This is a genomic window from Mycolicibacterium thermoresistibile (assembly GCF_900187065.1).
Lineage (GTDB): Bacteria > Actinomycetota > Actinomycetes > Mycobacteriales > Mycobacteriaceae > Mycobacterium > Mycobacterium thermoresistibile.
The window spans coordinates 2000356-2023390 of record NZ_LT906483.1 but is presented as its reverse complement, the minus strand read 5'-3'; the positions used below and the strand labels follow the sequence as shown (position 1 = coordinate 2023390).

Sequence of the window (23035 nt, the reverse complement as noted above, 5' to 3'; positions counted from 1 at the left end):
AGCGGCGGCGCTACTTCTGTTCGTAGGTGCCGTGGATCAGCGCCCGGGCGATCGCGTGCTGGAACAGGTTGAAGCCCAGGAACGCCGGGGAGGCGTCCTCGGTCAGGTCCAGCTTCTCCACGGGCAGGGCGTGCACGGCGACGAAGTAGCGGTGGAACCCGTGTCCGGCCGGCGGGGCGGCCCCGATGTAGCGGTGCGACCCGGCGTCGTTGCGCAGCGTGATCGCGCCCCCGGGCAGCGGGCTGCCGTCACCGGCGCCCGCGGGCAGTTCGGTGACGTCGGCGGGCAGGTTGGCCACCGCCCAGTGCCAGAAACCGGAGGCGGTCGGCGCGTCCGGGTCGAACACGGTGACCGCGAAGCTGCGGGTCTCCGCCGGGAATCCCGACCAGCTCAGCTGTGGGGAGATGTCCTTGCCCCCGGCGCCCATGATCCCGCTGACCTGATCGTTGGCCAGCGGCTGGCCGTCGGTGATCGACTCGGAGGTCAGTGTGAAGGTCGGCAGCTTGGGCAGGAAATCGTAGGGGTTGTACGGAAAAGCCACGCTCAGCCAGTCCTTTCGTCTCAGCAGTGTTGCAGGAAGTGGTCCAGCACCCGGGCGCCGAATTCGAGCGCGTCGACCGGCACCCGCTCATCGACGCCGTGGAACAGCGCCGAGAAGTCCAGTTCCGGCGGAAGCCGCAGCGGAACGAAACCGAAGCATCGAATACCCAGCCGCTGGAACGCTTTCGCATCCGTCCCGCCGGACATCATGTACGGGACGGTGCGGGCCTCGGGGTCCACCGCCAGCAGCGAGGCGTTCATCGCGTCGACCAGCTCACCGTCGAAGGTGGTCTCCACCGCGGGCAGATCGCGTTCCCAGCTGCGTTCCACGTCGGGGCCGATGAGTTCGTCGACCTCCCGCTCGAAGGCCGCGCGCCGGCCGGGCAGCACCCGGCAGTCCACGATGGCCTCCGCGGTCTGCGGGATCACGTTCGCCTTGTAACCGGCGGTCAGCATGGTGGGGTTGGCGGTGTCGCGCAGGGTGGCCCCGACGATGCGGGCGACGCCGCCCAGTTTCGCGATCGTGCCCTCCAGATCCGGGGAGTTCACGTCGAAGCTGTAACCGGTCTCCTCGGCGACGGCCTCCAGGAACTGTTGCACCGACTCGGTGAGCACCAGCGGGAACCGGTGCCGCCCCAGCCGGGCCACCGCCTCGGCGACCGCGGTCACCGCGTTGTCGTCGTTGACCATCGAGCCGTGGCCGGCGCGGCCGCGGGCGGTGAGCCGCATCCACGCCAGCCCCTTCTCGGCGGTCTCGACCAGATACAGCCGCCGTTCCCCGCCGTCCTTGCGGGGCACGGTCAGGGAGAACCCGCCGACCTCCCCGATGGCCTCGGTGACGCCGGTGAACAGATCCGGGCGGTGGTCGACGAGCCACTGCGCCCCGTAGGTGCCGCCGTGCTCCTCGTCGGAGAGGAACGCGAACACGATGTCGCGGGGCGGCACGATCCCGGCCCGTTTGAAGTGCCGGGCCACCGCCAGCATCATGCCGAGCATGTTCTTCATGTCGACCGCGCCGCGACCCCACACGTAGCCGTCCTCGACGGCCCCGGAGAACGGGTGCACACTCCAGTCGGCCGGTTCGGCGGGCACCACGTCGAGGTGGCCGTGCACCAGCAACGCGCCGCGGGACGGGTCGGCGCCGGGCAGCCGGGCGAACACGTTGCCCCGCCCCGGCGCGCCGGCCTCCACGTACTCGGTCTGGTATCCGACCTCCCGGAGCCGGTCGGCCACCCAGTGCGCGGCCTCGGCCTCCACCCGGGTGGTGGCCGGGTCGCCGGTGTTGGAGGTGTCGAAGCGGATCAGCGTGCTGACGAGATCCACCACTTCGTCGGCGGGCTGGGGCGGGTTCGTCACAACCCTTTCCTACCACTGATGGCCCCCGATCGCGGGATCGTCTCGGCCGGTTCGGGCACCACCGGTCCCGGACCTGCAGCGCAGAACGTAGACTGGGTACTCGGGTTTGGGCGGCGAGACGGAATCCGATAGCCTTAGCTGCCCACACCGGGTCCGAGTGGCGGAATGGCAGACGCGCTAGCTTGAGGTGCTAGTGCCCTATAAACGGGCGTGGGGGTTCAAGTCCCCCCTCGGACACCACTCCTCCGCACACCACCCGCACGGACGGTTCCGTGCCGGCCGGCGCGAAGAGATGGGGACCGATGGTCGTTCCGCCGCTCATCTGGGCTCTCACCATCGCCCTGATCGCCGCGCTGGTGGCGTTCGACTTCTTCTTCCACGTCCGCAAGGCGCATATCCCGACGCTGCCGGAGGCGGCGAAATGGTCGGCGTTCTACGTCGGCCTCGCGGTCCTGTTCGGCGTCGGGGTGACGATCTTCGGCGGCACCGACCCGGGCCTGGAGTACTTCGCCGGCTGGATCACCGAGAAGGCGCTGTCGGTGGACAACCTGTTCGTGTTCCTGGTGATCATCGCCAGCTTCAAGGTGCCCCGGGCCGATCAGCAGAAGGTGCTGCTGTTCGGGATCGTGTTCGCGCTGATCGCCCGCACCGGGATGATCTTTCTGGGCGCCGCCCTGATCAACGCGTTCGCGTGGGTGTTCTACGTGTTCGGCTTCATCCTCGTCATGACGGCCGGGCAGCTGCTGGTGCCCAGCGATGAGGACCGCACCGCCGACAACGTCGTCATCCGGCTGGCGAAACGGTTCTTCCCCACCACCAGCGAGTACGACGAGGACAAGATCGTCACCGTCCGGGACGGCAAACGGGTGCTCACCCCGATGCTGTTGGTGATGGTGGCCATCGGCGGCACCGACCTGATGTTCGCGCTGGACTCGATCCCGGCGATCTTCGGCCTCACCCAGAACGTCTACATCGTGTTCACCGCGACGGCGTTCTCACTGCTGGGGCTGCGCCAGTTGTACTTCCTCATCGACGGCCTGCTGGACCGGCTGGTGTATCTGCACTTCGGGCTGGCGTTCATCCTCGGGTTCATCGGGGTGAAGCTGTTCCTGCACGCCCTGCACGAGAACAATGTGCCGTTCATCAACGACGGTGAACCGGTCAATGTGGTCGAGGTCAGCACCCCGTTGTCGCTGGTGGTGATTCTCGCCACGCTGACCGTCACCACCGTGGCGTCGCTGGTGTCGCCGAGGGGCAAGGCGAGGAACTCGGTGGCGAAGGTGCGCCGGTACGCCACCGCCTACCTCGACGAGGCCTACTACGGCGGATTCACCGAGGAACGCGCGAAGGCGTTCGAGGAGCTGTGCCGCGAGGAGCAGAAGATCGCCGCGCTGCCGGCCAAGCACCGCGCCATGATCGTGCGGGACGAGGCAGAACTGCTGGATCTGATCCGCCGGGCGCACGACGAGCACAACCGCTACCTGGCCGACGAACAGCAACAGCAGCAGTGAGCGCTGAACCCGGGAACGAATTCGCTCCGGACGCCTTGGTTCGCGAAATTCCTTGATGGACCTGAGGATCGGAGGTTTCGGCGCCCCGGGGCGTGCGCGTTGATATGTTGGGTCGGTGATCGTAACTGGCGCTCTGCTGGCCGAATCGGCGTCCGTACAGGACAACAAGCTCAACATCACCGGTGGTGTGATCAGCGCCTGCAAGGTGGGGCCGGAACGCGCGGCCGAGGCGACGTTGGTGGTGCTGATCCAGCCCGAGGGATCCGACGATCAGCCGAAAATCGATGTGACGGTCACCGATCCGGCGGGCAACATCCAGAGCGCGCAGTTGACCGTGCCGGAATCCAGCCTGGGCGGCGAGGTCGGCTTCGTCTTCTACCCGATGCAGATGCCGTTGCCGGCCGACGGCCGCTACACGATCGCGGTGAGCGGCGATCGTGGCTCGGTCACCCTGCCGCTGAACGTCCTCAGCTGACTTCGCGTACTTCCGGGATCCTGTTGGCCTTCTTGGCCTGCTTCTCGTCGCGACGCGTCTTGAGCAGGCTGGCGACGGTCGTGATGACCAGCACCGTGCCGATGAAGGCCAGCGACACCCCGGTGGACACCTCGGGTACCGCCACCGGCTGCCCGTCGTTGACGAACGGCAGCTCGTTCTCGTGCAGGGCGTGCAACACCAGCTTGACGCCGATGAACGCCAGGATGAGCGACAGGCCGTAGGACAGGAAGACCAGCCGGTCCAGCAGCCCGCCGATGAGGAAGTACAGCTGCCGTAGACCCATCAGCGCGAAGGCGTTGGCGGTGAACACGATGTAGGGTTCGCGGGTCAGGCCGAAGATCGCCGGGATCGAGTCCAGCGCGAACAGGATGTCGGTGAAGCCAATCGTGATCAGCGCCAACAGCATCGGGGTGACCACCCGCTTACCGTCGATGCGGACGCTCAACTTGGCGCCGTGGTACTGCCTGGTGGTGGGGACGAACCGCCGCACGGTCCGCACGATGCGGTTCTCCCGCTGTTCCTCGACCTCCTGTTCGTGCCCGCCTTCGCGGAGCAGGCCGACGGCTGTCCACACCAGAAACAGGCCGAACAGGTAGAACACCCAGCTGAACGTGTTGATCGCCGCCGCGCCGAGCGCGATGAAGATGCCCCGCATCCCCAACGCCATCAGGATGCCGATCAGCAGCACCTTGGGCTGGTGTTCCCGGGGCACCGCGAAGCTGCTCATGATGATGGTGAACACGAACAGGTTGTCCACCGACAGCGCCCATTCGGTCACGAAGCCGGCGTAATACTCCCCCGCGTAGTCGATTCCCCACAGCCACAGCACGATCAGGCCGAACACCAGGGCCAGCGTGACGTAGCCGGCCGACCAGACCGCCGATTCCCGGAAGCTCGGCGCATGCGGTTTACGCGCGTGGAAGATCAGGTCGAAGGCGAACAGCGCCAGGATCACACCGATCGTGATCGCCCACACCGTCGCGGTGACGTTCACTGCGACGACTCCCCCGGGCCGACGCCCGCATTTGGAAAGCTCACTGGATACACACTACTGAGGTTTTCCACGGCAGAGGTCACCCGGTGAGCCCTGTCACGGCAAGCCCTGTCACGTCGGGCCGAAGGTCAGCCCCGGCCCAGTTGATGCGCCAGCGCCTCGGTGATCGTGCGATGGCGGAACCGGTGACCCAGCCGCTGAAGTTCGGCGGGCACCACCCGCTGATCGGCCAGCGCGAGTTCGGTGGCGCCCTGCGCGCCGAGCAGCAGCCGTGGCACGGCCGGGGGCACCGGAATGCGCGCCGGGCGGCGCAGCACCCCGGCCAGCGCCGCGGTGTAGTCGCTGTTGCGCACCGGATGCGGCGCCACCGCGTTGACCGGTCCGGTCAGCCGGATGTCGTAGGCGGCGCGGTGGTAGACGTCGAGCAGGTCGTCGAGACCGATCCAGGACAGCCACTGCGTACCGCCGCCGATCGGCCCGCCGAGCCCGGCCGAGAACAGCGGCCGCAGCACCCTCAGCGTGCCGCCCCGGGCGGCCTGCACGATCCCGGTCCGCACGCACACCACCCGCACGCCGGCGGCGAGCGCCGGCTCGGTGGCGGCCTCCCAGTCGGCGACCACGTCGGCGAGGAAGCCGTCCCCGCGCGCGTCGGCCTCGGTCAGGAGGTCATCGCCCCGGTCGGGGCCGTAGTAGCCGATCGCCGAGGCGCTGACGAACGTGCGGACACCGGCGGCGCGGCCGGCGAGTTCGGCGAGCCTGCGGGTGGGCCCGATGCGGCTGTCACGGATGGCGGCGCGGTGTTGCGCGGTGAACCGCCCGGCGATCGAGGCGCCGGCCAGATGGATGACGGTGTCGACGCCGTCGAGCAGATCCGGGGCGGGATACTCCGGTTCCCACCGCCGCTCCCCGGGCCCCCGGGCCGGCCGGCGCACCAGGCGGATCACCCGATGCCCGCCGGTGCTCAGCAGCGCCGTCAGCGCGGAGCCGACCAGACCGGAGGCCCCGGTCACGGCGAGCGTCCACGGTCCCGCCCTGGCAGCGGCCGCCTCGCGGTGCGCGGCGAGATCGTCGGCCAGTTGACGGTGCCGGTACCGCAACATCGGCTCGAGCAGAGCCCGGGGGACGGGCGCCCGCACGCGATCACGGACCCGGGTGTGCCCGTCGTCGACGGGGTCGAATTCGTGGATGTGCTGCCAGTGTCCGATCAGCCGGGTCGGCCAGGACCGCGGGCCGCCGGAGGCGAGTGTGTCCACGAACCGGCGGGGCGGAACATATCCGGCCGGATCGTGCTGGGCGACCCACCGCAGCCCGCCGGGTAGGGCGAGCACAGCGCGGCCGTCGGCCAGCGAGGCGGCCTCGGCCACCGCGGTCATCGGCTGCCACGGCGGTATGAGGCGTGTCAACGCACCCGGCCGGCCGTACCACGCGAATACATCCGCGATCGGGTGCGGGACGACGCTCTCGTATTCGATGCCCATGGCCGGTATCGCCGAGGCGGGCCGATCAGCGGGTGCGGTGCTCGTCCACGGCGCTGTCGCCGGATTCCCCGGCGGTCAGGTCGTCATCGGGCCCGGGCCCACCGAGGTCCCCCTCGCCGGCTGGCCCGGGTGCACCGGGTGCACCGGGTTCGTCGGAGACGGGGTCCAGCACCGTGGTGTCGTCGGACACCGCGGCGATGACCGTGGTGTCGTCGGTGGCGGCGTCCTCGTCCCGGGTGGTCTCCCCCACCTCGTCGGCGGAGTGTTCCACCTCGTCGGCGGGGTATTCGGGGGCCCCGAACTCGGTGTCCTCGGGGTAGTCGGCATCGAAGCCGCGCTCCGTCGAGGTGTCGGTGTCGGTCTCGGATTCAGGCTCGCCGCTCCCGCCGGGTTCCGCGGCCCCGGCGGCAGGCCGGCTGCGTTCCCGGACCGCGTCGACGATCAGCAGGATCACACCGATCAGGCTGGCCCCGATGCACACCCACGCGATCACCTCGTTGCTGGTGACCACGGCGGTCACCAGCGCCGCCAGGCCGATCACGGCCATGACCAACGCGATGATCAGCACGGGACCGCCCGAACACGGGTTGTGAGCTCAGTCAAGATCAGCTCAGTTGCTTCCGCGGGTGAACTGGTTGAAGGCGCCGCTGTCGCTGTTGGCGGTCGAGTCCACCGGCGCCGCCGAGCCACGCTGACCGAGCTCTTCGAGCTGGGACTCCAGATAGGTCTTGAGCCGGGTGCGATACTCGCGCTCGAAGGTGCGCAGCTGCTCGAGGCGTCCCTCCAGCACGGTGCGTTGCTGGTTGATGGTGCCCATGATCTCGGAATGCTTGCGCTCGGCGTCGGCCTGCAGGGCGTCGGCCTTCTCCTGCGCCTGGCGCAGCTGAGCCTCGGACCGGGTCTTGGCGTCGTTGAGCATCGCCTCGGAACGCTGACGCGCATCGGCGATGGTGGTCTCGGCGGTGCTGCGCGCCTCGGCGATCATCGCGTCGGCCTGGGCGCGGGCATCGGCGAGCATCTTCTCCGACTCCGCCTTGGCGGTGCTGGTCAGACGGTCGGCGGTGTCCTGGGCCAGGCTCAGGACCTTGGCGGCCTTGAGGTGCTGATCCTCGCTGACGGCGGTCGACTGCTCGGGCTGGGGCGCAGGCTCGGGTTCCGGTTCCGGCTGGTACAGCGGAATCGCCTGAGTCGACTGTCCGCCGCCGGCCGCCGCACGAGCGGCCTGCAATTCCTGGTCCAACTCCGCCACCCGCTGGCGCAGGTCGGTGTTCTCCTCGATGAGGCGGGCGAGTTCGTTCTCGACCAGATCGAGAAACGCGTCGACCTCATCCTCGTTATAACCGCGCTTTCCTATCGGCGGCTTACTGAACGCGACATTGTGTACGTCGGCTGGTGTGAGCGGCATTCTATGCCCCCTTGGAGTCTGGACCGTCAACCGATTTCAAAGTGTAGAGCCTCGTCGGCTGGTAACTGGCGTCCATCCTGTCACACCAGACCCGGCGGTTGCAGGGGCGGCCGATTATTAAGAGCTTATTTCAATCTTCTTAGTGATATTCCAGTTCTTCTGGCAAACTCGGCCGCCCCACCGCGGCGGGCTCGGGCCCCGGCCCGGCCCGTCGGCGTTCAGGCCGCGGCGCCGAAGGCCAGCTGCATACCGATGAACGCCACCAGCAGCAGCACCATGATGGACAGGTCGAACCGGACCGCACCCACCGTGAGCTGCGGAATGAGACGCCGCAGCAGCCGAACCGGCGGATCGGTCACCGTCATGATGGTCTCCAGGATCACCACGGTCAGACCCTTGGGGTGCCAGTCCCGGCTGAAGGACCGGATGAACTCGACCACGACCCTGGCGATGAGCAGCAGCCAGAAAACGAACAGCGCCAACCCAAGGATGGTGAAAAACAGCGACAACTATGTCGTCCTTTACTAGCGCCCGATGTGACATTCGATACAGGTGGGGTGAACCATCGCCGGCCGTCGTCGGCCGGATGCACCACCCTCACCCGCGTGATGTCGTCAGCCTACCCGGCGTGCCGGATGCCGCCGGGCCGGGCCGAGCCGGGTTCCGGTGGCGGGGGCCGGAAACCGCTGCCGGTAGCTCTACTGGTAGCTGTAGAAACCGGCCTCGGCGATCCGGCGGCGCTCCTCGGCGGTGACGTCCACATCCGCCGGGGACAGCAGGAACACCTTGGTGGCGACCTTGTCGAAGGAGCCGCGCAGCGCGAACGCCAGCCCGGCCGCGAAGTCGACCAGCCGCTTGGCGTCGGCGTTGTCCATCGCGACCAGGTCCATGATCACCGGGTTGCCGTCGCGGAAGCGCTCACCGATGGTGCGGGCCTCGCTGTAGTCCTTCGGCCGCAGCGTGGTGATCTTCGACAGCGGGCTGCCGGCGTCGAACAACTCCGCCATCCGGCGCGGATCCATCGCCAGTGCACCGCGGGTCGCGCCGCGCAGTGGGGCAAACCTCGGCCGGCCCATGTCGTGTGGCCGGTCGAACTCCCGCGGAGCCCGCATCCGGGGCTCGAAACGCGGGTCGTCGTGATATCCGCCACGGTAGCCGGGGGCTTCGTAGTCAGGACCGTCGTAATCGCGACCGTCGACCGGACCGTACTCGTCGTCCTCGAAGCGTTCGGCACGCGGCCGGCGGGCATACCCACCGCGCGAGGGGCCACGCTCGTCGTCCTCGTAGTACTCGTCCTCGTAGTCATCCAACGGTGCCATTCCGAAGTAGGCCTTGACCTTATGCAGTGTGCTCATCGCGCGACCCTTCTGAGGCTCTAGTGATTGGGGGTGTCTGTGATGAAGGTGTGACTGGAGTGACTACTGCGGGTGACGTTAGCGGGCGCGGCCCCAACAACGCGGTACCGACACGCACACATGTCGAACCGTGTTTCACCGCCGCCTCGAGGTCGCCGGACATGCCGGCCGACAGCCCCAGCCGGTGTGAATAGCCCTCCTGCACCCGGGCGTGCTCGGCCGCCAGCCGGGCGAACGCCTCCTCGGCGTCCCAGTTCAGCGGCGGAATCCCCATCAACCCGACGAGCTCCAGCCCGGCGGCGTCGTGCACCGCCGCGCACAACTCGTCGACCAGCTGCGGCCGGCCGACGTCCACCCCGCCCCGCCGTTCGTCGCCGTCGAGGCTGACCTGGACATAGACCCGCACCGGCGCGGTGCGCACGCCCTCGTCGAGAGCCTGGACGGCACCCCGGCTCAGCGCGGCGACCAGTTTCGCGTTGTCGACGGAGTGGGCGGCATACGCCCACCGCGCCACCGCTCTGGCCTTATTGCGCTGAATGCGGCCGACCATATGCCAGCGAATCGGTGATGCGTTTTGTTCGACCGACAAATTCCGATTCACCTCGGCAATTTTCGCCGACGCTTCCTGTTCGCGGGATTCACCGAACGCAGAAATTCCGAGCCCGTGAAGAATCAATACATCGGAGGCCGGGAAGAATTTGGTGATCGGCAGTAATTCGATCTCGTCGGCCGCCCTTCCGGCCGCCACCGCGGCCTGTTCCAACCGGGCCCGCAGCGCCGCCAGCGCCACGGCCAACTGGGCCCGTCGGGACCCGGAACCCGAATCAGTCACCTCGCATCACTCCATCCAGATCAGCGACGCCAACCGGCCGGTCGGCGCACCCCGACGATGGCTGAACAGGTCCGGGTCGTCCACCGTGCAGCGTGGGTCGATGTCGATGGCGGTGACGCCCAATTCGGTTAGCTGACGGGCGATTCCAGCTCTGAGGTCCAGTCCCGGGGTGCCCTTGGCGGTGGTGGTGCGACTGCCCGGCAGCGCTCGTTCCACCTCATCGGCCATCTCGGCGGGCACCTCGTAGTTCCGTCCGCTCACCGCCGGTCCGAGCAGCGCCGAGATGTCCTCCACCCGGGCGCCCACGTCGAGCATGGTCTGCACCGCCCGCACCACCACACCGCGTTGCGCCCCGACCCGGCCGGCATGGACGGCCGCGACCACGCCGACCCGCGCATCGGCCATCAAAACCGGCACACAATCGGCGGTCACGACAACCAATGCCAAACGCGGTGTTGTGGTCACCAATCCGTCGGCGTCATCCACCGCATGATCGACCGTATCGTCGACCACGACAATTCGGTCTCCGTGGACCTGATTCATCCATACCAATCGGTCCTCACCGAGACCGATCGTGGCCGCCAATCGGGCGCGGTTCGCGGCCACCGCGGCCGGATCGTCACCGACGTGGTCGCCGAGATTGAAGCTGTCGTAGGGCGGCGCCGAGACGCCGCCGGCGCGGGTGGTGATCACGCGCCGGATGCGGACGGTCACAGTCCCCAGTATCGATCAGCGTCGCATGAAGGGCGGAACGTCGACGTCATCGTCGTCGTCCTCGCCGCCGACGCTGACCGTCGCGCCGTTGGAGTGCACCGGCACGCTGGTCGCCTCGCCCGGGGAGAACGTCGAGGACACCGATCCGGCGCGGCCCGGGGCGATCGGCTGGGTGGACGCCGCACTCGGGGTGTTGACCACCGGTTTGCGGCTCGGACCCGAGGCGTCGAACCCGGCGGCGATCACGGTCACCCGCACCTCGTCGCCCAGCGAGTCGTCGATGACGGTGCCGAAGATGATGTTGGCCTCCGGATGGGCCGAGTCCTGCACCAGCGAGGCGGCCTCGTTGATCTCGAAGAGACCCAGGTCGCTGCCGCCGGCCACGGACAGCAGCACGCCGTGGGCGCCCTCCATCGACGCCTCCAGCAGCGGGGAGTTGATCGCGATCTCGGCGGCCTTGAGCGCCCGCCCGTCGCCGCGCGCCGCGCCGATGCCCATCAGCGCCGTGCCGGCGCCGCTCATCACCCCCTTGACGTCGGCGAAGTCGACGTTGATCAGGCCCGGGGTGGTGATCAGGTCGGTGATGCCCTGCACGCCGTTGAGCAGCACCTCGTCGGCGGCGCGGAAGGCGTCCATCAGTGACACCGCGGCATCGCCCATCTGCAGCAGCCTGTCGTTCGGGATCACGATCAGGGTGTCGCAGCTCTCCCGCAGCGCGGCGATCCCCTGTTCGGCCTGATTGCTGCGCCGCCGGCCCTCGAACGAGAACGGCCGGGTCACCACGCCGACGGTCAGCGCGCCGAGCTTACGGGCGATGCTCGCCACCACGGGGGCTCCGCCGGTGCCGGTGCCGCCGCCCTCACCGGCGGTGACGAACACCATGTCGGCGCCGCGGAGCAGCTCCTCGATCTCGTCCTTGGCGTCCTCGGCGGCCTTGCGGCCCACCTCGGGGTCCGCACCGGCGCCCAGCCCTCGGGTGGATTCCCGGCCGACGTCGAGTTTGACGTCGGCATCGCTCATCAGCAGCGCCTGAGCGTCGGTGTTGATGGCGATGAACTCCACGCCCTTCAGGCCCTGTTCGATCATTCGGTTGACGGCATTGACGCCGCCACCGCCGATGCCGACCACCTTGATGACGGCGAGATAGTTGTGCGGGGGGGTCATCGATCGTCTTCCTCCCTGAGTTGCCGTTCGGGGCGCCGAATCCTTGACCGCCTCGGTTGGCAAAACCCTCAACCTCAACCAGAGGCTTAGAGTTATGTCAAGTAAATCCGTGCAACCAGAACCGTAGGGCGACTCGGGTCGGTATCCGCGCAGGCGCGCCGATGGGCGGAGAAGTTTCTGCCCACACCGTCACTTGACGGTGGGCAGATCCGGGCTGGAGACGTCGTAGGTCTGGCCGGGCTGGGTCAACAACGCCGCCAACTTCATCGCCTTCTCCTCGGTGCGGTCGTTGGTCCCCCACACCACCACGCGGCCGTCGTTGAGCGTCAACGTGATCGACGCCACCGACGGCGCCGCGATCCTGCTCACCTGCTCGACCACCTCCGGCCGCAGCGCCGTCATCACCTGCAGCGCGGCCTGGGTCGCCGGATCGCTGGGCCCCGGATTGTCGGTGTCCAGATACGGCAGTCCCGGCGGCGGCGGCGCGGTGGCGAAATCCACCCCGTCCCGGTCGAACAGATGCGGACCGTCCGGATAGTCCTTGACCACCACCGGCACCCGTTCGACGACGGTGATCCGCACCGACGACGGATACTCCCGCTGCACCCGCACGCTGGCCACCCGGCGGATCTGCGCCACCCGTCCGGCCACCTCGTCGGTGTCGACCTGCAGCAGCGGTGCACCGGGTGGGATCGCGGCCACCTCGACCACCTCCTGCTCGGTCAACTCGCCGAGTCCGGTGACGATCACCGCCCGCGCGGACATGATCGGGGTGAAGTACAGCAGCAGACCCACCGCCACCGCGACCACGCTGACCACCGCCGCCCACATCAACGCCTTCAGCGCCCGCGCCGCGCGCCGGTCCAGGCCGGCGGCCTGCTCCGCCTGACCGGCCAGCAGCCGGCGCTTGGCCTCCCGGCGGGCCTGTTCGATGGCCCGGGCCCGGGCCGCCGCGGCGCGCCGCTGCTCCCGCTCCCGGCGGGCACGCCGCCGGGGGCCTTCGAAATCCTCGAACTGCGAACGCGATTCGGCGAGGTCGGCGTCCATCTCGGGGTTGGGGTCGGGTCTCGGGTCGGATGCGGCACCGGGTTCGGGTGCGCCGGGCGGCGTCACCCCGGATCCGTGCGGGTCCCCGGTCGCGTCGGTCCCCGCCGGTTCGATCCCTTCCGGATCGGTCACGACCGGTTCATCCCCCGCGATCCCGGACCGGCCCGGTTGGCGACCACCCGCACCGAACTGAGGATCTCCTGACCGAGCAGCGTGACGTCGCCGGCGCCCATGGTCAGCACCACGTCGCCGGGTGCGGCGACCTCGGCCACCCGGGCCGCGACGGCGGAGAAGTCCGGGACGTAGGTCACCGGCGCCCGCACGTGCTCGGCGACGGTCGCACCGCTCACCCCGGCGATGGGTTGTTCCCGCGCGGCATACACGTCGAGCACGAACACCTCGTCGGCGGCGCTGAGCGCCGCGCCGAACTCCGCCGCGAAGGCCTCGGTGCGCGAGTACAGGTGCGGTTGGAACACCACGATGGCCCGCCCCCGCCGATCGCCGCTGTCGCGCAACACATCCCGCAGCGCCGCCAGCGTCGCGCGGACCTCGGTGGGATGGTGGGCGTAGTCGTCGAACACCCGGATGTCGTTGGCGGTGCCGACCAGCTCGAAACGCCGCCGCACCCCTTCGAACCCGGCCAGCCCGTCGAGCACGGTGTCGGCCGGGGCGCCGACCTGCAGCGCCGCCAGCAGTGCGCCGAGCGCGTTGAGGGCCATGTGCCGGCCCGGCACCGCCAGCCGCATCGCACGCGGGTGGTTCTCCCCCGCCAACTGGATCTGGGCCACCGCGCCGGTGCCCTGATGCTCCCACCCGACCAGCGCGCCGGCCAGCTCGGTCGCCGGCCGCCCCGGGGCCGGGCTGCCGTAGCGCAGCACCCGGATGCCCAGCGCGGCGGTGCGGTCGGCCAGGGCGGCCGCGCCCGGGTCGTCCACACAGGCGATCAGCACACCACCGGGCGCCAGCCGTTCCATGAAGTCGTCGAACACCGCGGTGTAGGCTTGCGGACTGCCGAAGAAGTCCAGGTGGTCGGCCTCGATATTGGTCACCACCACGACGTCGGGGGTGTACTCCAACAGCGAGCCGTCGCTCTCGTCGGCCTCGGCGACGAAGACCGTCCCGCTGCCGTGATGGGCGTTGGTGCCGGCCTCGCCCAGATCACCGCCGACCGCGAAGGACGGGTCGAAGCCACCGTGCTGCAGCGCCACGGTGAGCATCGAGGTGGTGCTGGTCTTCCCGTGGGTGCCGGTCACCATCAACGTGGTGTACCCGGCCATCAGCTTGGCGAGCACCACCGGGCGCAGGATCACCGGGATGCCGCGGCGCCGCGCCTCCACCAGTTCGGGGTTGGTCTTGGGAATCGCGGCATGGGTGGTCACCACCGCGGTCGGCCCGCCCGGCAGCAGATCCAGCGACGACTCGTCATGGCCGACCCGCACCTGCGCGCCGCGGGCCCGCAACGCCACCAGCCCGCGGGACTCCTTGGCGTCCGAACCCGACACCAGCGCGCCCCGGTCCAGCAGGATGCGGGCGATGCCGGACATCCCGGCCCCGCCGATGCCGACCATGTGCACCCGCCGCAGCTCCGCGGGTAACGAGGCCTGCGTCACCGCCCGCCCTCTCGCCGGCTCCTGCTGGTCCTGCGCACGACCCGTCCCGCGGACCCGTCCCGAGCCCGGCGACCGTCGCGGGCCACCTCCAGCGCCACCTTGGCGACCTGTTCGGCCGCGTCGCGATGGCCGGCCAGGGCGGCGGCGGTGGTCATCGCGGCCAGCCGGGCCGGATCGGTCAACAGCCCGATCACGGTGTCGGCGACCAGATCCGGGCCGAGGTCGGCGTCGTCGATGAGCAGGCCGCCGCCGGCCTGCACCACCGGCAGCGCGTTGAACCGCTGTTCGCCGTTGCCGATCGGCAGCGGGACGTAGATCGCGGGCAGACCCACCGCCGAGACCTCGGCCACCGTCATCGCCCCCGACCGGCAGATCGCCAGATCGGCGGCCGCGTAGGCCAGATCCATCCGGTCCAGGTACGGCACCGCCACGTACGGCGGGGCGCCGTCGGCCGGCGCCGGCAGCTGCAGCGTGTTCTTCGGGCCGTGCGCGTGCAGAACCGAGATGCCCGCCGCCGCGAGACGTCGCGCAGCGGCAGCGACGGCGCGGTTGATCGACTGGGCGCCCTGCGATCCGCCGAACACCAGCAGCACCCGGGCGTCGGCGTCGAACCCGAAACACGCCCGCGCCTCGGCCCGCAGCGCGTGGCGGTCCATCGACGTGATGGAGCTGCGCAGCGGGACCCCGACCACCTCGACCGGGCCCAGACCCGGATCGGGCACCGCCGAGAGCACCCGTTGCGCCGCACGCGCCCCGACCCGGTTGGCCCATCCGGCGTGGGCGTTGGCCTCGTGCACCACCACCGGCACCGCCGACCGTCGCCGCAGACCGCCGCGCGCGGCCAGGTAAGCGGGCAACGCGACGTAGCCGCCGAACCCGATGACCACATCGGCCCGCACCGCGTCGAGCACCGCGCGGGTCTCGCGCACGGCCCGGCGCACCCGCAGCGGGAGCCGGGCCAGATCGGCGGTGGGTTTACGGGGCAGCGGCACCGGTGTGATCAGTTCGAGCCGGTAGCCGCGTTCGGGCACCAGCCGGGTCTCCAGCCCACGGTGGGTGCCCAACGCGGTGATCCGCACCCCCGGTTCCAGCGCGGTGAGCGCATCGGCGACCGCCATCGCGGGTTCCACATGGCCGGCGGTGCCACCGCCGGCCAGCACCACGGATATCTCCCGGTCCACCATCTCCCGGTCCTCCGGGTCCGGCATCCCCCGCCCCGCCGGGCCCGGGATGCCACGCTCGCCCCCGGACGGCAGCGGCTCGCTGCCCGAGTGAATCACCCCTGACGTCGACCTTCCAGTGCGCGGGCCCGTCGGCCCTGTTGTCGCTGACCCGCACCCGAGCGGGCGGCCCCGCTCCGACGTGCGGTCCGATCCTGCCGGACGCGGCCGCCGGAACGTCGACCGCCTCCATGATGCCCTGAGCGACGCGCCGGCCGATCCGCCGGATGCCCGGTGCGCACCGCGGCCCGCCGGGTCCGGGCCGTCTGCCGGGGGGCCTGCTTGGAGCCCCGCTGCCGGCCGGGCCGGGAGCGCAACCGGTCCCGCGCCGCCTCCAGCCGCGTCGGCGCGTACGGTTCGGGCAGCGGCAGCCGCAGCCAACGGTTCACCCGATCGTCGCGGCCGGCCCGTAACGCCGCCACCGCCTCGGGTTCGTGTCGGGCCGCGTTGGCGATCAGCCCCATCATGAACAGCGTCGTCACCGAGGCGGTGCCGCCGGCGGAGATCAGCGGCAACTGCAGCCCGGTCACCGGCAGCAGGCCGACCACGTAACCGACGTTGATGAACACCTGGCTGAGCAGCCACATCGTGGCGGTCGCGGTGAACAGCCGCAGGAACGGGTCGACGGAGCGGCGGGCGATCCGCATGCCGGTGTAGGCGAACAGGCCGAACAGGCACAGCACCGCCATCGCACCGACGAACCCGAGTTCCTCACCGATGATGGCGAAGATGAAGTCGTTGTGCGCCTCGGGCAGGTAGTTCCACTTGGCGGTGCCCTGACCCAGCCCCTCGCCGAAGAACCCGCCGTTGGCCAGCGCGAACCGGGCCTGCCGAGCCTGATAACCGGCGCCCTGCGGGTCGGCGTTGGGATTCAGCCAGGACTGCACCCGCACCGAGCGGTAGCCCTCGGCCATGGCCAGCACGGCCGCCGCGGCGACGATCGCCACCAGCGAGCTGACGAACACCCGCAGCGGCAGACCCGCGTACCACAGCAGGGCCAGCAGGATGATGCCCAACGACACCGTGTGCCCGAGGTCGGGCTGCGCGGCGATCAGCGCCAGCGCCACCACGGTGGCCGGCACCAGCGGAATCAGCATCTCGCGCAGCGACGCCCGTTCCATCCGCCGGGCGGCCAGCAGGTGCGCACCCCACAGCGCCAACGAGATCTTGGCGACCTCCGAGGGCTGCATGGACAGGCTCCCGAACACGAACCAGCCGCGGGAACCGTTGGCGACCGTGCCGATGCCGGGTATCAGCACCAGGATCAACAGCACGATCGTGACCAGGTAGCCGGCGAAGGCGAACCTCCGCAGCACCCGGATCCGGGTGCGCACCGCGACGTAGAACGCGACCAACCCGATCAGGGTCCACAGCACCTGGCGGCTGAAGATCGCCCACGGTGAACCGTCGTCGCCGTAGGACCGCACCCCCGAGGCGGACAGCACCATGGTCAGCCCGAGCAGGGTCAGCAGCGCGGTCACCGCGATGATGAGGTGGAACGACGTCATCGGCCGGCCGATCCAGGCGCTGATCCGGGTGCGCACGCCGGTGATCGCCGTTCCGGCGGGTCTGCCGGTCGACCCGGCACCGGCCTCCCCCGCCGGCCCGGAGGCCTCCCGCTCGCCCGGCTCGGAGGCGGAGTCGTCGGCGGCAGGGCTGGTCCGCCGGTGTCTCAACCGGTCCAGGATGGCGCTCACCGGCCCCTCCTACCGGATGGCCGCACGGACCGCGGCAGCGAACGCATCGCCTCGGTCCGCATACCCGCTGAACTGGTCAAACGATGCGCCGGCCGGCGCCAATAGCACAGTGTCACCGGGGCTCGCCAGCGCCCGGGCGGCGGCCACCGCCGCGGTCATCACGGCCGGCCCGATCGGTTCCGTGGCCTCAACAACACGAGTCACAGCATTAACAGGTGCCCCAGCTGTCGCTTGCATCCCAGAATCGTCCCCCGTCACCACCGAGACGACGGGAACCTCGGGGGCGTGTCGCGATAACGCTTGGGCAATGATTTCGCGATCCCGACCGATCAGCACCACCCCGGCCAGCCGGTCCGCCACCTCGGCGACCAGTTCGTCCACCGCCGCGCCCTTGAGCAGGCCGCCGGCGATCCACACCACCCGTGGGTGGGCGGCGATCGACGCGGCCGCCGCGTGCGGATTGGTCGCCTTGGAGTCGTCGACGTAGCTGATGCCGCCGGCGGTGGCGATCAGCTCGGCGCGGTGCCGGCCGACCTCGAACGCCGTCAGCCCGGCGGCGATCGACTCGGCCGCCACCCCGACGGCGCGGGCCAGCGCCGCGGCGCCCAGCGCGTCGAGGATTCCGACCGGCCCGGCGACCGGGATGCGGTCGACCGCCACCAGCGGCAGCCCGTCGGCGAACGCCCGGTCCACCAGCATGCCGTCGGCCACCCCGAGCTCATCCGCGGCGGGCGCCCCGAGCCGGAACCCGACCTTGCGCGGCGCCGCCGCCGCGGCCAGCAGTCGCGCGGCCATCGGATCGTCCACCCCGGCCACCGCTACCGTCCCGCCCAGCACCCGCGCCTTGGCCTGCGCGTAGGCGGTGAGCGAGCCGTGCCAGTCCAGATGGTCCTCGGCGATGTTGAGCACCACCCCGGCGTACGGGCGCACCGAGGGCGCCCAGTGCAGCTGGAAACTGGACAGCTCCACCGCGAACAGGTCGACGGGTTCGGTCAGGACGTCCAGCACCGGGTTGCCGATGTTGCCGCACAGCGCGCTGCGGCGGCCGTCGGCCAGCAGCATGGCCTGCAGCATCGACGTGGTGGTGGTCTTGCCGTTGGTTCCGGTGACCACCAGCCAGCGGCGCGGCGCGCCGAACCGGCCCGCGGCGTCCAGCCGCCAGGCCAGCTCGACATCACCCCACACCGGCACCCCGGCCGCCGCGGCGGCCACCAGCACCGGCGCCGTCGGCGGCAGTCCGGGGCTGGTGACCACGAGCGCGAAATCGCCGATCCGGTTCTCGGCGGCGGCCGGGTCGAGCACCGCCACCCCGCGGTCGGCGTGCGGGGCCAGCGCCGCCGGATTGTCGTCACAGAGTGTGGCCCGCACGTCGAACGGCGCCAACGCGGCCAGGACCGCCCGGCCGGTGATGCCGGCGCCGACGACGAGCACGGCCGCGCCCGGCTCCAGCGGCGCGAGCCCGGCGGTCATCTCACGCTCCGACGGTGGTGAGCCACTCGCCGTAGAACAGCGCCACCCCCAGCCCGCAGGCGATCGCGGTGAGCAGCCAGAACCGGATGATCACCGTGGTCTCGGCCCAGCCGACCAGTTCGAAGTGGTGGTGGAACGGCGCCATCCGGAACACCCGCCGGCCGGTGGTGCGGAACACCAGGATCTGCACCACCACCGAGGTGACCTCGGCGACGAACAGCGCGCCCAGCACGATCGCCAGGATCTCGGTGCGGCTGGTCACCGACAGGCCGGCGATGATGCCGCCCAGCGCCAGCGATCCGGTGTCGCCCATGAAGATCTTCGCCGGTGCGGCGTTCCACCACAGGAACCCGATACACGCCCCGGCGGTGGCGGCGGCGACGATCGCCAGATCCAGCGGATCGCGCACGTTGTAGCAGCCCAGATCGGGGCTGGTGGCGCAGGCGTTGCGGTACTGCCAGAAGGTGATGAGCACATAGGCGGCGCACACCATCGCCATCGCCCCGGCGGCCAGCCCGTCCAGCCCGTCGGTGAAGTTCACCGCGTTGGACCAGGCGCTGATCACCAGCACGCAGAACAGCACGAACACCAGGTAGGGCATGGTGACCGTGGCGATTTCGCGCACATAGGACAGTTCGGCGGCGCCGGGGGTGAGCCCGTCGGCGTTGCGGAACTGCAGCGCCAGCACCCCGAACGCCACCGCCGCCAGCAGAATGCCGACGGTCTTGGCGGTCTTGTTCAGCCCGAGGTTGCGGGCGCGGCGGATCTTGATCAGATCGTCGATGAAGCCGACCAGCCCCAGCGCGGTGGCCAGGCCCAGCACCAGCAGCCCGGAGGCGGACGGGCCGCGGCCGTCCAGCGCGATGCCGACCAGGTGGGTGCCCAGGTAGCTGGCCCACATCCCGGCCAGGATCGCCACCCCGCCCATCGACGGGGTGCCCCGCTTCTTGTGGTGGCTCGGCGGGCCGTCCTCGCGGATCTCGTGGCCGAAGCCCTGGCGGGTGAACAGTCTGATCAGCGCCGGGGTGAGCAGGATCGACACCGCCAGCGCGATGCCGGCGGCGATGAGAATCTGCCTCATCGACCGGTGTCCCCCGATTCCGCGGCCAGGGCGTCGGCCAGCGCGCCCAGCCCCGCCGCGTTGGAGGCCTTGACCAGCACGACGTCACCGGCCTGCAGTTCGGATCGCAGCAGCCGCAGTGCGGCGTCGGCATCGGAGACCATGGTCGACTCGGCGCCCCACGATCCCTCCATGACCGCGCCGTGGTGCATCGCGCTCATAGCCCTCCCGGTTCCAACCACGATGAGTCGAGAGACATCTAAGCGCACCGCCAACCGGCCGATGTTGTCGTGTTCGGTTATCGCGTCGTCGCCGAGCTCGGCCATCTCCCCCAGCACCGCCCAGCTGCGGCGCGGCGGCCCGCCCGCGCGTCCGCCCGCCTTGGCCATCCAGACCAGCGATTTCAGCGCCGCCCGCATCGAGTCGGGGTTGGCGTTGTAGGCGTCGTTGATCACGGTGACCCCGTCGCTGCGGGTGCTGACCTGCATCCGGCGTGGCGAGGCCGGGCCCGCGCCCGCCAGCGCGGCGACCACCTGCTCCAGGGTGGCCCCACAGTGCAGGGCCACCGCGGCCGCGGCCAGGGCGTTGGACACCTGATGCTCACCGTGCACCGTCAGCGCGACCTCCACCGCGCCGTCGGGGGTGCGCAGGGTGAACCGGGGCCGGGCCAGTTCGTCCAGCGACACCCGCTCGGCCCACACGTCCACCTGACGCTCCCCCGGGTCCTGCGCCACCCTCACCACCCGGGCCGCGGTCCGCTCGGCCATCGCGGCCACCGCCGGGTCGTCGGCGTTGAGCACCACCAGGCCGGTGGATGGAACGGCTTCGGCCAGTTCGGCCTTGGTGGCGGCGATGGCGTCGCGGGAGCCGAACTCACCGAGGTGGGCGGTGCCGACGTTGAGCACCACACCCACCGACGGCGGCGCGATCTCGGCCAGCGCCGCGATGTTGCCGCGGTGGCGAGCCGACATCTCCAGCACCAGGTAGTCGGTGTCGCGGTCGGCCCGCAGCACCGTCCACGGGTGGCCCAGTTCGTTGTTGAACGAGCCGGGCGGAGCCACCACCGACCCCAGCGGGGCCAGCACCGCGGCCAGCAGATCCTTGGTGGAGGTCTTGCCCGACGATCCGGTGACCCCGACGATCCTCAGCCCCCCGGCGACGAGTTCGTCGGCCACCGCGCGGGCCAGCCGGCCCAGCGCCGCCAGCACCGCCGCGCCCGAACCGTCGGTGTCGTGTTCGAGCACACCGGCCCCGCTCGAGGTGTCGGTGGGCTCGGGGTCGACGACGATGGCCGGCACCCCGACCGGCCGGGCCGCCAGCACCGCGACGGCTCCGGCGGCCACCGCGTCGGCGGCGTGGTCGTGGCCGTCGGAGCGGGCGCCGGGCAACGCCAGGAACAGCCCGCCCGGCGTCACCTTCCGGGAGTCGAATTCGACGGTGCCGGTCACCTTGGTCGCGGCCGCCTGTTCGGCGGTGATGTCGGACAGCCGGCCGCCGGTGATGTCGGCGATCTCGGCGATGCTCAGCTCGATCATGTGCGCGCCACCAGCGCCGCCGCCAGCTCGGCCCGGTCGTCGAAGGGGCGGGTCTGCCCACCGCGGGTCTGCCCGCTCTCGTGCCCCTTGCCGGCGATCAGCACGACGTCCCCGGCGCCGGCCCACCGCACCGCATGGTCGATCGCCTCCCGGCGGTCCGCGATCTCGACGATCTGCGCTTGTCCGGCAACGGATTTGGCACCCGCCACGATCGCCGCGCGGATCGCCGCCGGGTCCTCGTCCCGCGGATTGTCATCGGTGACCACGACCAGGTCTGCCCGTTCGGCAGCCACTCGTCCCATCTCCTCCCGTTTGCCCGGATCGCGGTTGCCGCCGGCGCCGAACACCACCGCCAGCCGGCCGGTGGCCGACGCCCGCAGGCTGTCCAGCACCGCGCTCAGCGCTCCGGGTTTGTGCGCGTAGTCCACGAGCGCGAGAAAGTCCTGACCCCGGTCCACCGGTTCCAGCCGGCCCGGCACGGTTGCGGTGCGCAGGCCCGGAGCGGCCTGGGCGGGTGACACCCCCACCGCGTCCAGCAGCGCCACCGCAAGCAGACAGTTGGCGATGTTGAACCGGCCGGGCAGCCCGACCCGCAGCCGGTGCCGCACCCCGGCCGGGTCGACGGCGGTGAAGTCCTGGGCCGTCGGCCCGGCGAACCGGACGTCCTCGGCGACCCAGTCCGCCCGCTGCCCGGTGGCGCTCACCGACACCGGCCGGTGCGCCCCGGCCAGCATGGCCCGGCCCGCCTCGTCGTCGATGCAGATCACCGATCTCTCGGCGCAGGTGGGTGCCTGGGGATCGAACAGCCGGGCCTTGGCGGCGAAGTAGTCGGCCATGGTCGGGTGGAAGTCGAGGTGGTCGCGGGACAGGTTGGTGAACCCGCCGACCGCGAACCGCACCCCGTCCACCCGGTGCAGGCTCAGGGCGTGGCTGGACACCTCCATCACCACGGTGTCCACCCCGCGGTCGGCCATCACCGCCAGCAACGCCTGCAGGTCGGGGGCTTCGGGCGTGGTGAGCGCGCTCGGTTCGTCCATGCCGTCGATCCGCACCCCCACCGTGCCGATCAGCCCCGGCACCCGGTCGGCGGCGCGCAGCCCGGCCTCGACGAGGTAGGCGGTGGTGGTCTTCCCGGACGTGCCGGTGATGCCGATGACGCGCAGCCGGTCGGCCGGCCGACCGTAGACGGTGGCGGCGAGCTCGCCGAGCACGGTGCGCGGGTTGGGGTGCACCAGGACCGGCGCCGGCACGGTGCCGTCGAGCCGGGTCGCGCCGGCGCTGTCGGTGAGCACCGCGACCGCGCCGCGCGCCACCGCATCGGCGGCGTGATCGGCGCCGTGCGCGCTGGCGCCGGCCAGGGCGGCGAACAGATCACCCCGGCGGGCGTCCTGGCTGCGCAGGGTGATACCGCTGATGTGGAGATCGGGAACCTCGACCGAGCCGATCGGCACCGCGTGCACCTGTTCGGCGAGATGCCGCAGGGAGGCGCCGACCGGATCGCTGGGACGCAAGTTCATGGCCATCACACAGTACCGAGCGCACTGCCGCCGA

Annotated in this window: 21 protein-coding genes and 1 tRNA gene; 3 read left to right on the top strand and 19 right to left on the bottom strand. The window is 70.6% G+C overall.

Translation table 11 applies throughout. From position 1 onward, the window contains the following. Window positions 1-10: 10 nt before the first annotated feature. Entirely contained in the window at window positions 11-541 is a 531-nt protein-coding gene (locus CKW28_RS09460; RefSeq protein ID WP_003927691.1) for a YbhB/YbcL family Raf kinase inhibitor-like protein, read from the bottom strand. Window positions 542-561: 20 nt separating this feature from the next. Continuing rightward, a complete protein-coding gene (locus CKW28_RS09455) occupies window positions 562-1896 on the bottom strand; it encodes a M20/M25/M40 family metallo-hydrolase (protein WP_003927690.1) in 1335 nt (444 codons plus the stop codon). A gap of 151 nt (window positions 1897-2047) precedes the next feature. Between CKW28_RS09455 and CKW28_RS09450 the strand changes: the two genes are divergently transcribed. The 3 genes from CKW28_RS09450 (at window position 2048) to CKW28_RS09440 (ending at window position 3882) form a co-directional block, all read left to right on the top strand. Next, window positions 2048-2136 (top strand) — tRNA-Leu (locus tag CKW28_RS09450). A 62-nt stretch (window positions 2137-2198) separates the two neighbouring features. Further along, window positions 2199-3407, top strand: coding sequence for a TerC family protein (locus tag CKW28_RS09445; RefSeq protein ID WP_003927689.1), 1209 nt, complete (start codon window positions 2199-2201; stop codon window positions 3405-3407). A gap of 115 nt (window positions 3408-3522) precedes the next feature. Further along, window positions 3523-3882 carry a hypothetical protein gene (locus CKW28_RS09440; RefSeq protein ID WP_003927688.1) on the top strand — a complete coding sequence of 120 codons (360 nt, stop codon included), beginning with the start codon at window positions 3523-3525 and terminating at the stop codon, window positions 3880-3882. On the opposite strand, the gene CKW28_RS09435 is transcribed toward CKW28_RS09440, so the two are convergent. The 17 genes from CKW28_RS09435 to CKW28_RS09355 all read right to left on the bottom strand — a co-directional run bounded on the left by CKW28_RS09435 (window position 3875) and on the right by CKW28_RS09355 (window position 23001). After that, entirely contained in the window at window positions 3875-4897 is a 1023-nt protein-coding gene (locus CKW28_RS09435; protein WP_003927687.1) for a TerC family protein, read from the bottom strand. The genes CKW28_RS09440 and CKW28_RS09435 overlap by 8 nt on opposite strands. 128 nt (window positions 4898-5025) lie before the next feature. After that, on the bottom strand, window positions 5026-6375 hold the full coding sequence (locus CKW28_RS09430; protein WP_003927686.1) for a TIGR01777 family oxidoreductase: 1350 nt from the start codon (window positions 6373-6375) through the stop codon (window positions 5026-5028). Window positions 6376-6400: 25 nt separating this feature from the next. Next, a complete protein-coding gene (locus tag CKW28_RS09425) occupies window positions 6401-6943 on the bottom strand; it encodes a hypothetical protein (protein ID WP_003927685.1) in 543 nt (180 codons plus the stop codon). A 42-nt stretch (window positions 6944-6985) separates the two neighbouring features. Then, the gene (gene wag31 / locus CKW28_RS09420; RefSeq protein ID WP_003927684.1) at window positions 6986-7780 is read right to left on the bottom strand and encodes a DivIVA-like cell division protein Wag31; all 795 of its coding nucleotides are present in this window, start codon (window positions 7778-7780) and stop codon (window positions 6986-6988) included. A gap of 218 nt (window positions 7781-7998) precedes the next feature. Further along, a complete protein-coding gene (locus CKW28_RS09415) occupies window positions 7999-8289 on the bottom strand; it encodes a YggT family protein (protein WP_003927683.1) in 291 nt (96 codons plus the stop codon). Window positions 8290-8478: 189 nt separating this feature from the next. Further along, on the bottom strand, window positions 8479-9135 hold the full coding sequence (locus CKW28_RS09410; RefSeq protein ID WP_003927682.1) for a cell division protein SepF: 657 nt from the start codon (window positions 9133-9135) through the stop codon (window positions 8479-8481). Next, window positions 9119-9967 carry a YggS family pyridoxal phosphate-dependent enzyme gene (locus tag CKW28_RS09405; protein ID WP_040548399.1) on the bottom strand — a complete coding sequence of 283 codons (849 nt, stop codon included), beginning with the start codon at window positions 9965-9967 and terminating at the stop codon, window positions 9119-9121. The genes CKW28_RS09410 and CKW28_RS09405 overlap by 17 nt, the downstream gene beginning before the upstream one ends. A gap of 6 nt (window positions 9968-9973) precedes the next feature. Next, window positions 9974-10681: a peptidoglycan editing factor PgeF gene (gene pgeF / locus CKW28_RS09400; RefSeq protein WP_003927680.1), complete on the bottom strand. Its 708-nt coding sequence runs from the start codon at window positions 10679-10681 to the stop codon at window positions 9974-9976. Window positions 10682-10696: 15 nt separating this feature from the next. Further along, complete coding sequence (gene ftsZ / locus CKW28_RS09395; RefSeq protein ID WP_003927679.1) at window positions 10697-11845, bottom strand: cell division protein FtsZ; 1149 nt, start codon at window positions 11843-11845, stop codon at window positions 10697-10699. Between the two features lie 189 nt (window positions 11846-12034). Further along, the gene (locus CKW28_RS09390; RefSeq protein WP_110844494.1) at window positions 12035-12892 is read right to left on the bottom strand and encodes a cell division protein FtsQ/DivIB; all 858 of its coding nucleotides are present in this window, start codon (window positions 12890-12892) and stop codon (window positions 12035-12037) included. 128 nt (window positions 12893-13020) lie between these two features. Then, the gene (gene murC, locus CKW28_RS09385; protein ID WP_003927677.1) at window positions 13021-14502 is read right to left on the bottom strand and encodes a UDP-N-acetylmuramate--L-alanine ligase; all 1482 of its coding nucleotides are present in this window, start codon (window positions 14500-14502) and stop codon (window positions 13021-13023) included. After that, on the bottom strand, window positions 14499-15710 hold the full coding sequence (murG, locus tag CKW28_RS09380) for an undecaprenyldiphospho-muramoylpentapeptide beta-N-acetylglucosaminyltransferase (protein WP_050812099.1): 1212 nt from the start codon (window positions 15708-15710) through the stop codon (window positions 14499-14501). The genes murC and murG overlap by 4 nt, the downstream gene beginning before the upstream one ends. A 68-nt stretch (window positions 15711-15778) precedes the next feature. Beyond that, the gene (gene ftsW, locus CKW28_RS09375; RefSeq protein WP_003927675.1) at window positions 15779-17419 is read right to left on the bottom strand and encodes a putative lipid II flippase FtsW; all 1641 of its coding nucleotides are present in this window, start codon (window positions 17417-17419) and stop codon (window positions 15779-15781) included. A gap of 9 nt (window positions 17420-17428) precedes the next feature. Continuing rightward, window positions 17429-18889 carry a UDP-N-acetylmuramoyl-L-alanine--D-glutamate ligase gene (gene murD / locus CKW28_RS09370; RefSeq protein ID WP_003927674.1) on the bottom strand — a complete coding sequence of 487 codons (1461 nt, stop codon included), beginning with the start codon at window positions 18887-18889 and terminating at the stop codon, window positions 17429-17431. A gap of 1 nt (window position 18890) precedes the next feature. After that, entirely contained in the window at window positions 18891-19970 is a 1080-nt protein-coding gene (gene mraY, locus CKW28_RS09365) for a phospho-N-acetylmuramoyl-pentapeptide-transferase (protein ID WP_003927673.1), read from the bottom strand. Continuing rightward, the gene (locus CKW28_RS09360) at window positions 19967-21484 is read right to left on the bottom strand and encodes a UDP-N-acetylmuramoyl-tripeptide--D-alanyl-D-alanine ligase (protein ID WP_003927672.1); all 1518 of its coding nucleotides are present in this window, start codon (window positions 21482-21484) and stop codon (window positions 19967-19969) included. The genes mraY and CKW28_RS09360 overlap by 4 nt, the downstream gene beginning before the upstream one ends. Next, on the bottom strand, window positions 21481-23001 hold the full coding sequence (locus tag CKW28_RS09355; RefSeq protein ID WP_003927671.1) for a UDP-N-acetylmuramoyl-L-alanyl-D-glutamate--2,6-diaminopimelate ligase: 1521 nt from the start codon (window positions 22999-23001) through the stop codon (window positions 21481-21483). The genes CKW28_RS09360 and CKW28_RS09355 overlap by 4 nt, the downstream gene beginning before the upstream one ends. Window positions 23002-23035: the final 34 nt, after the last annotated feature.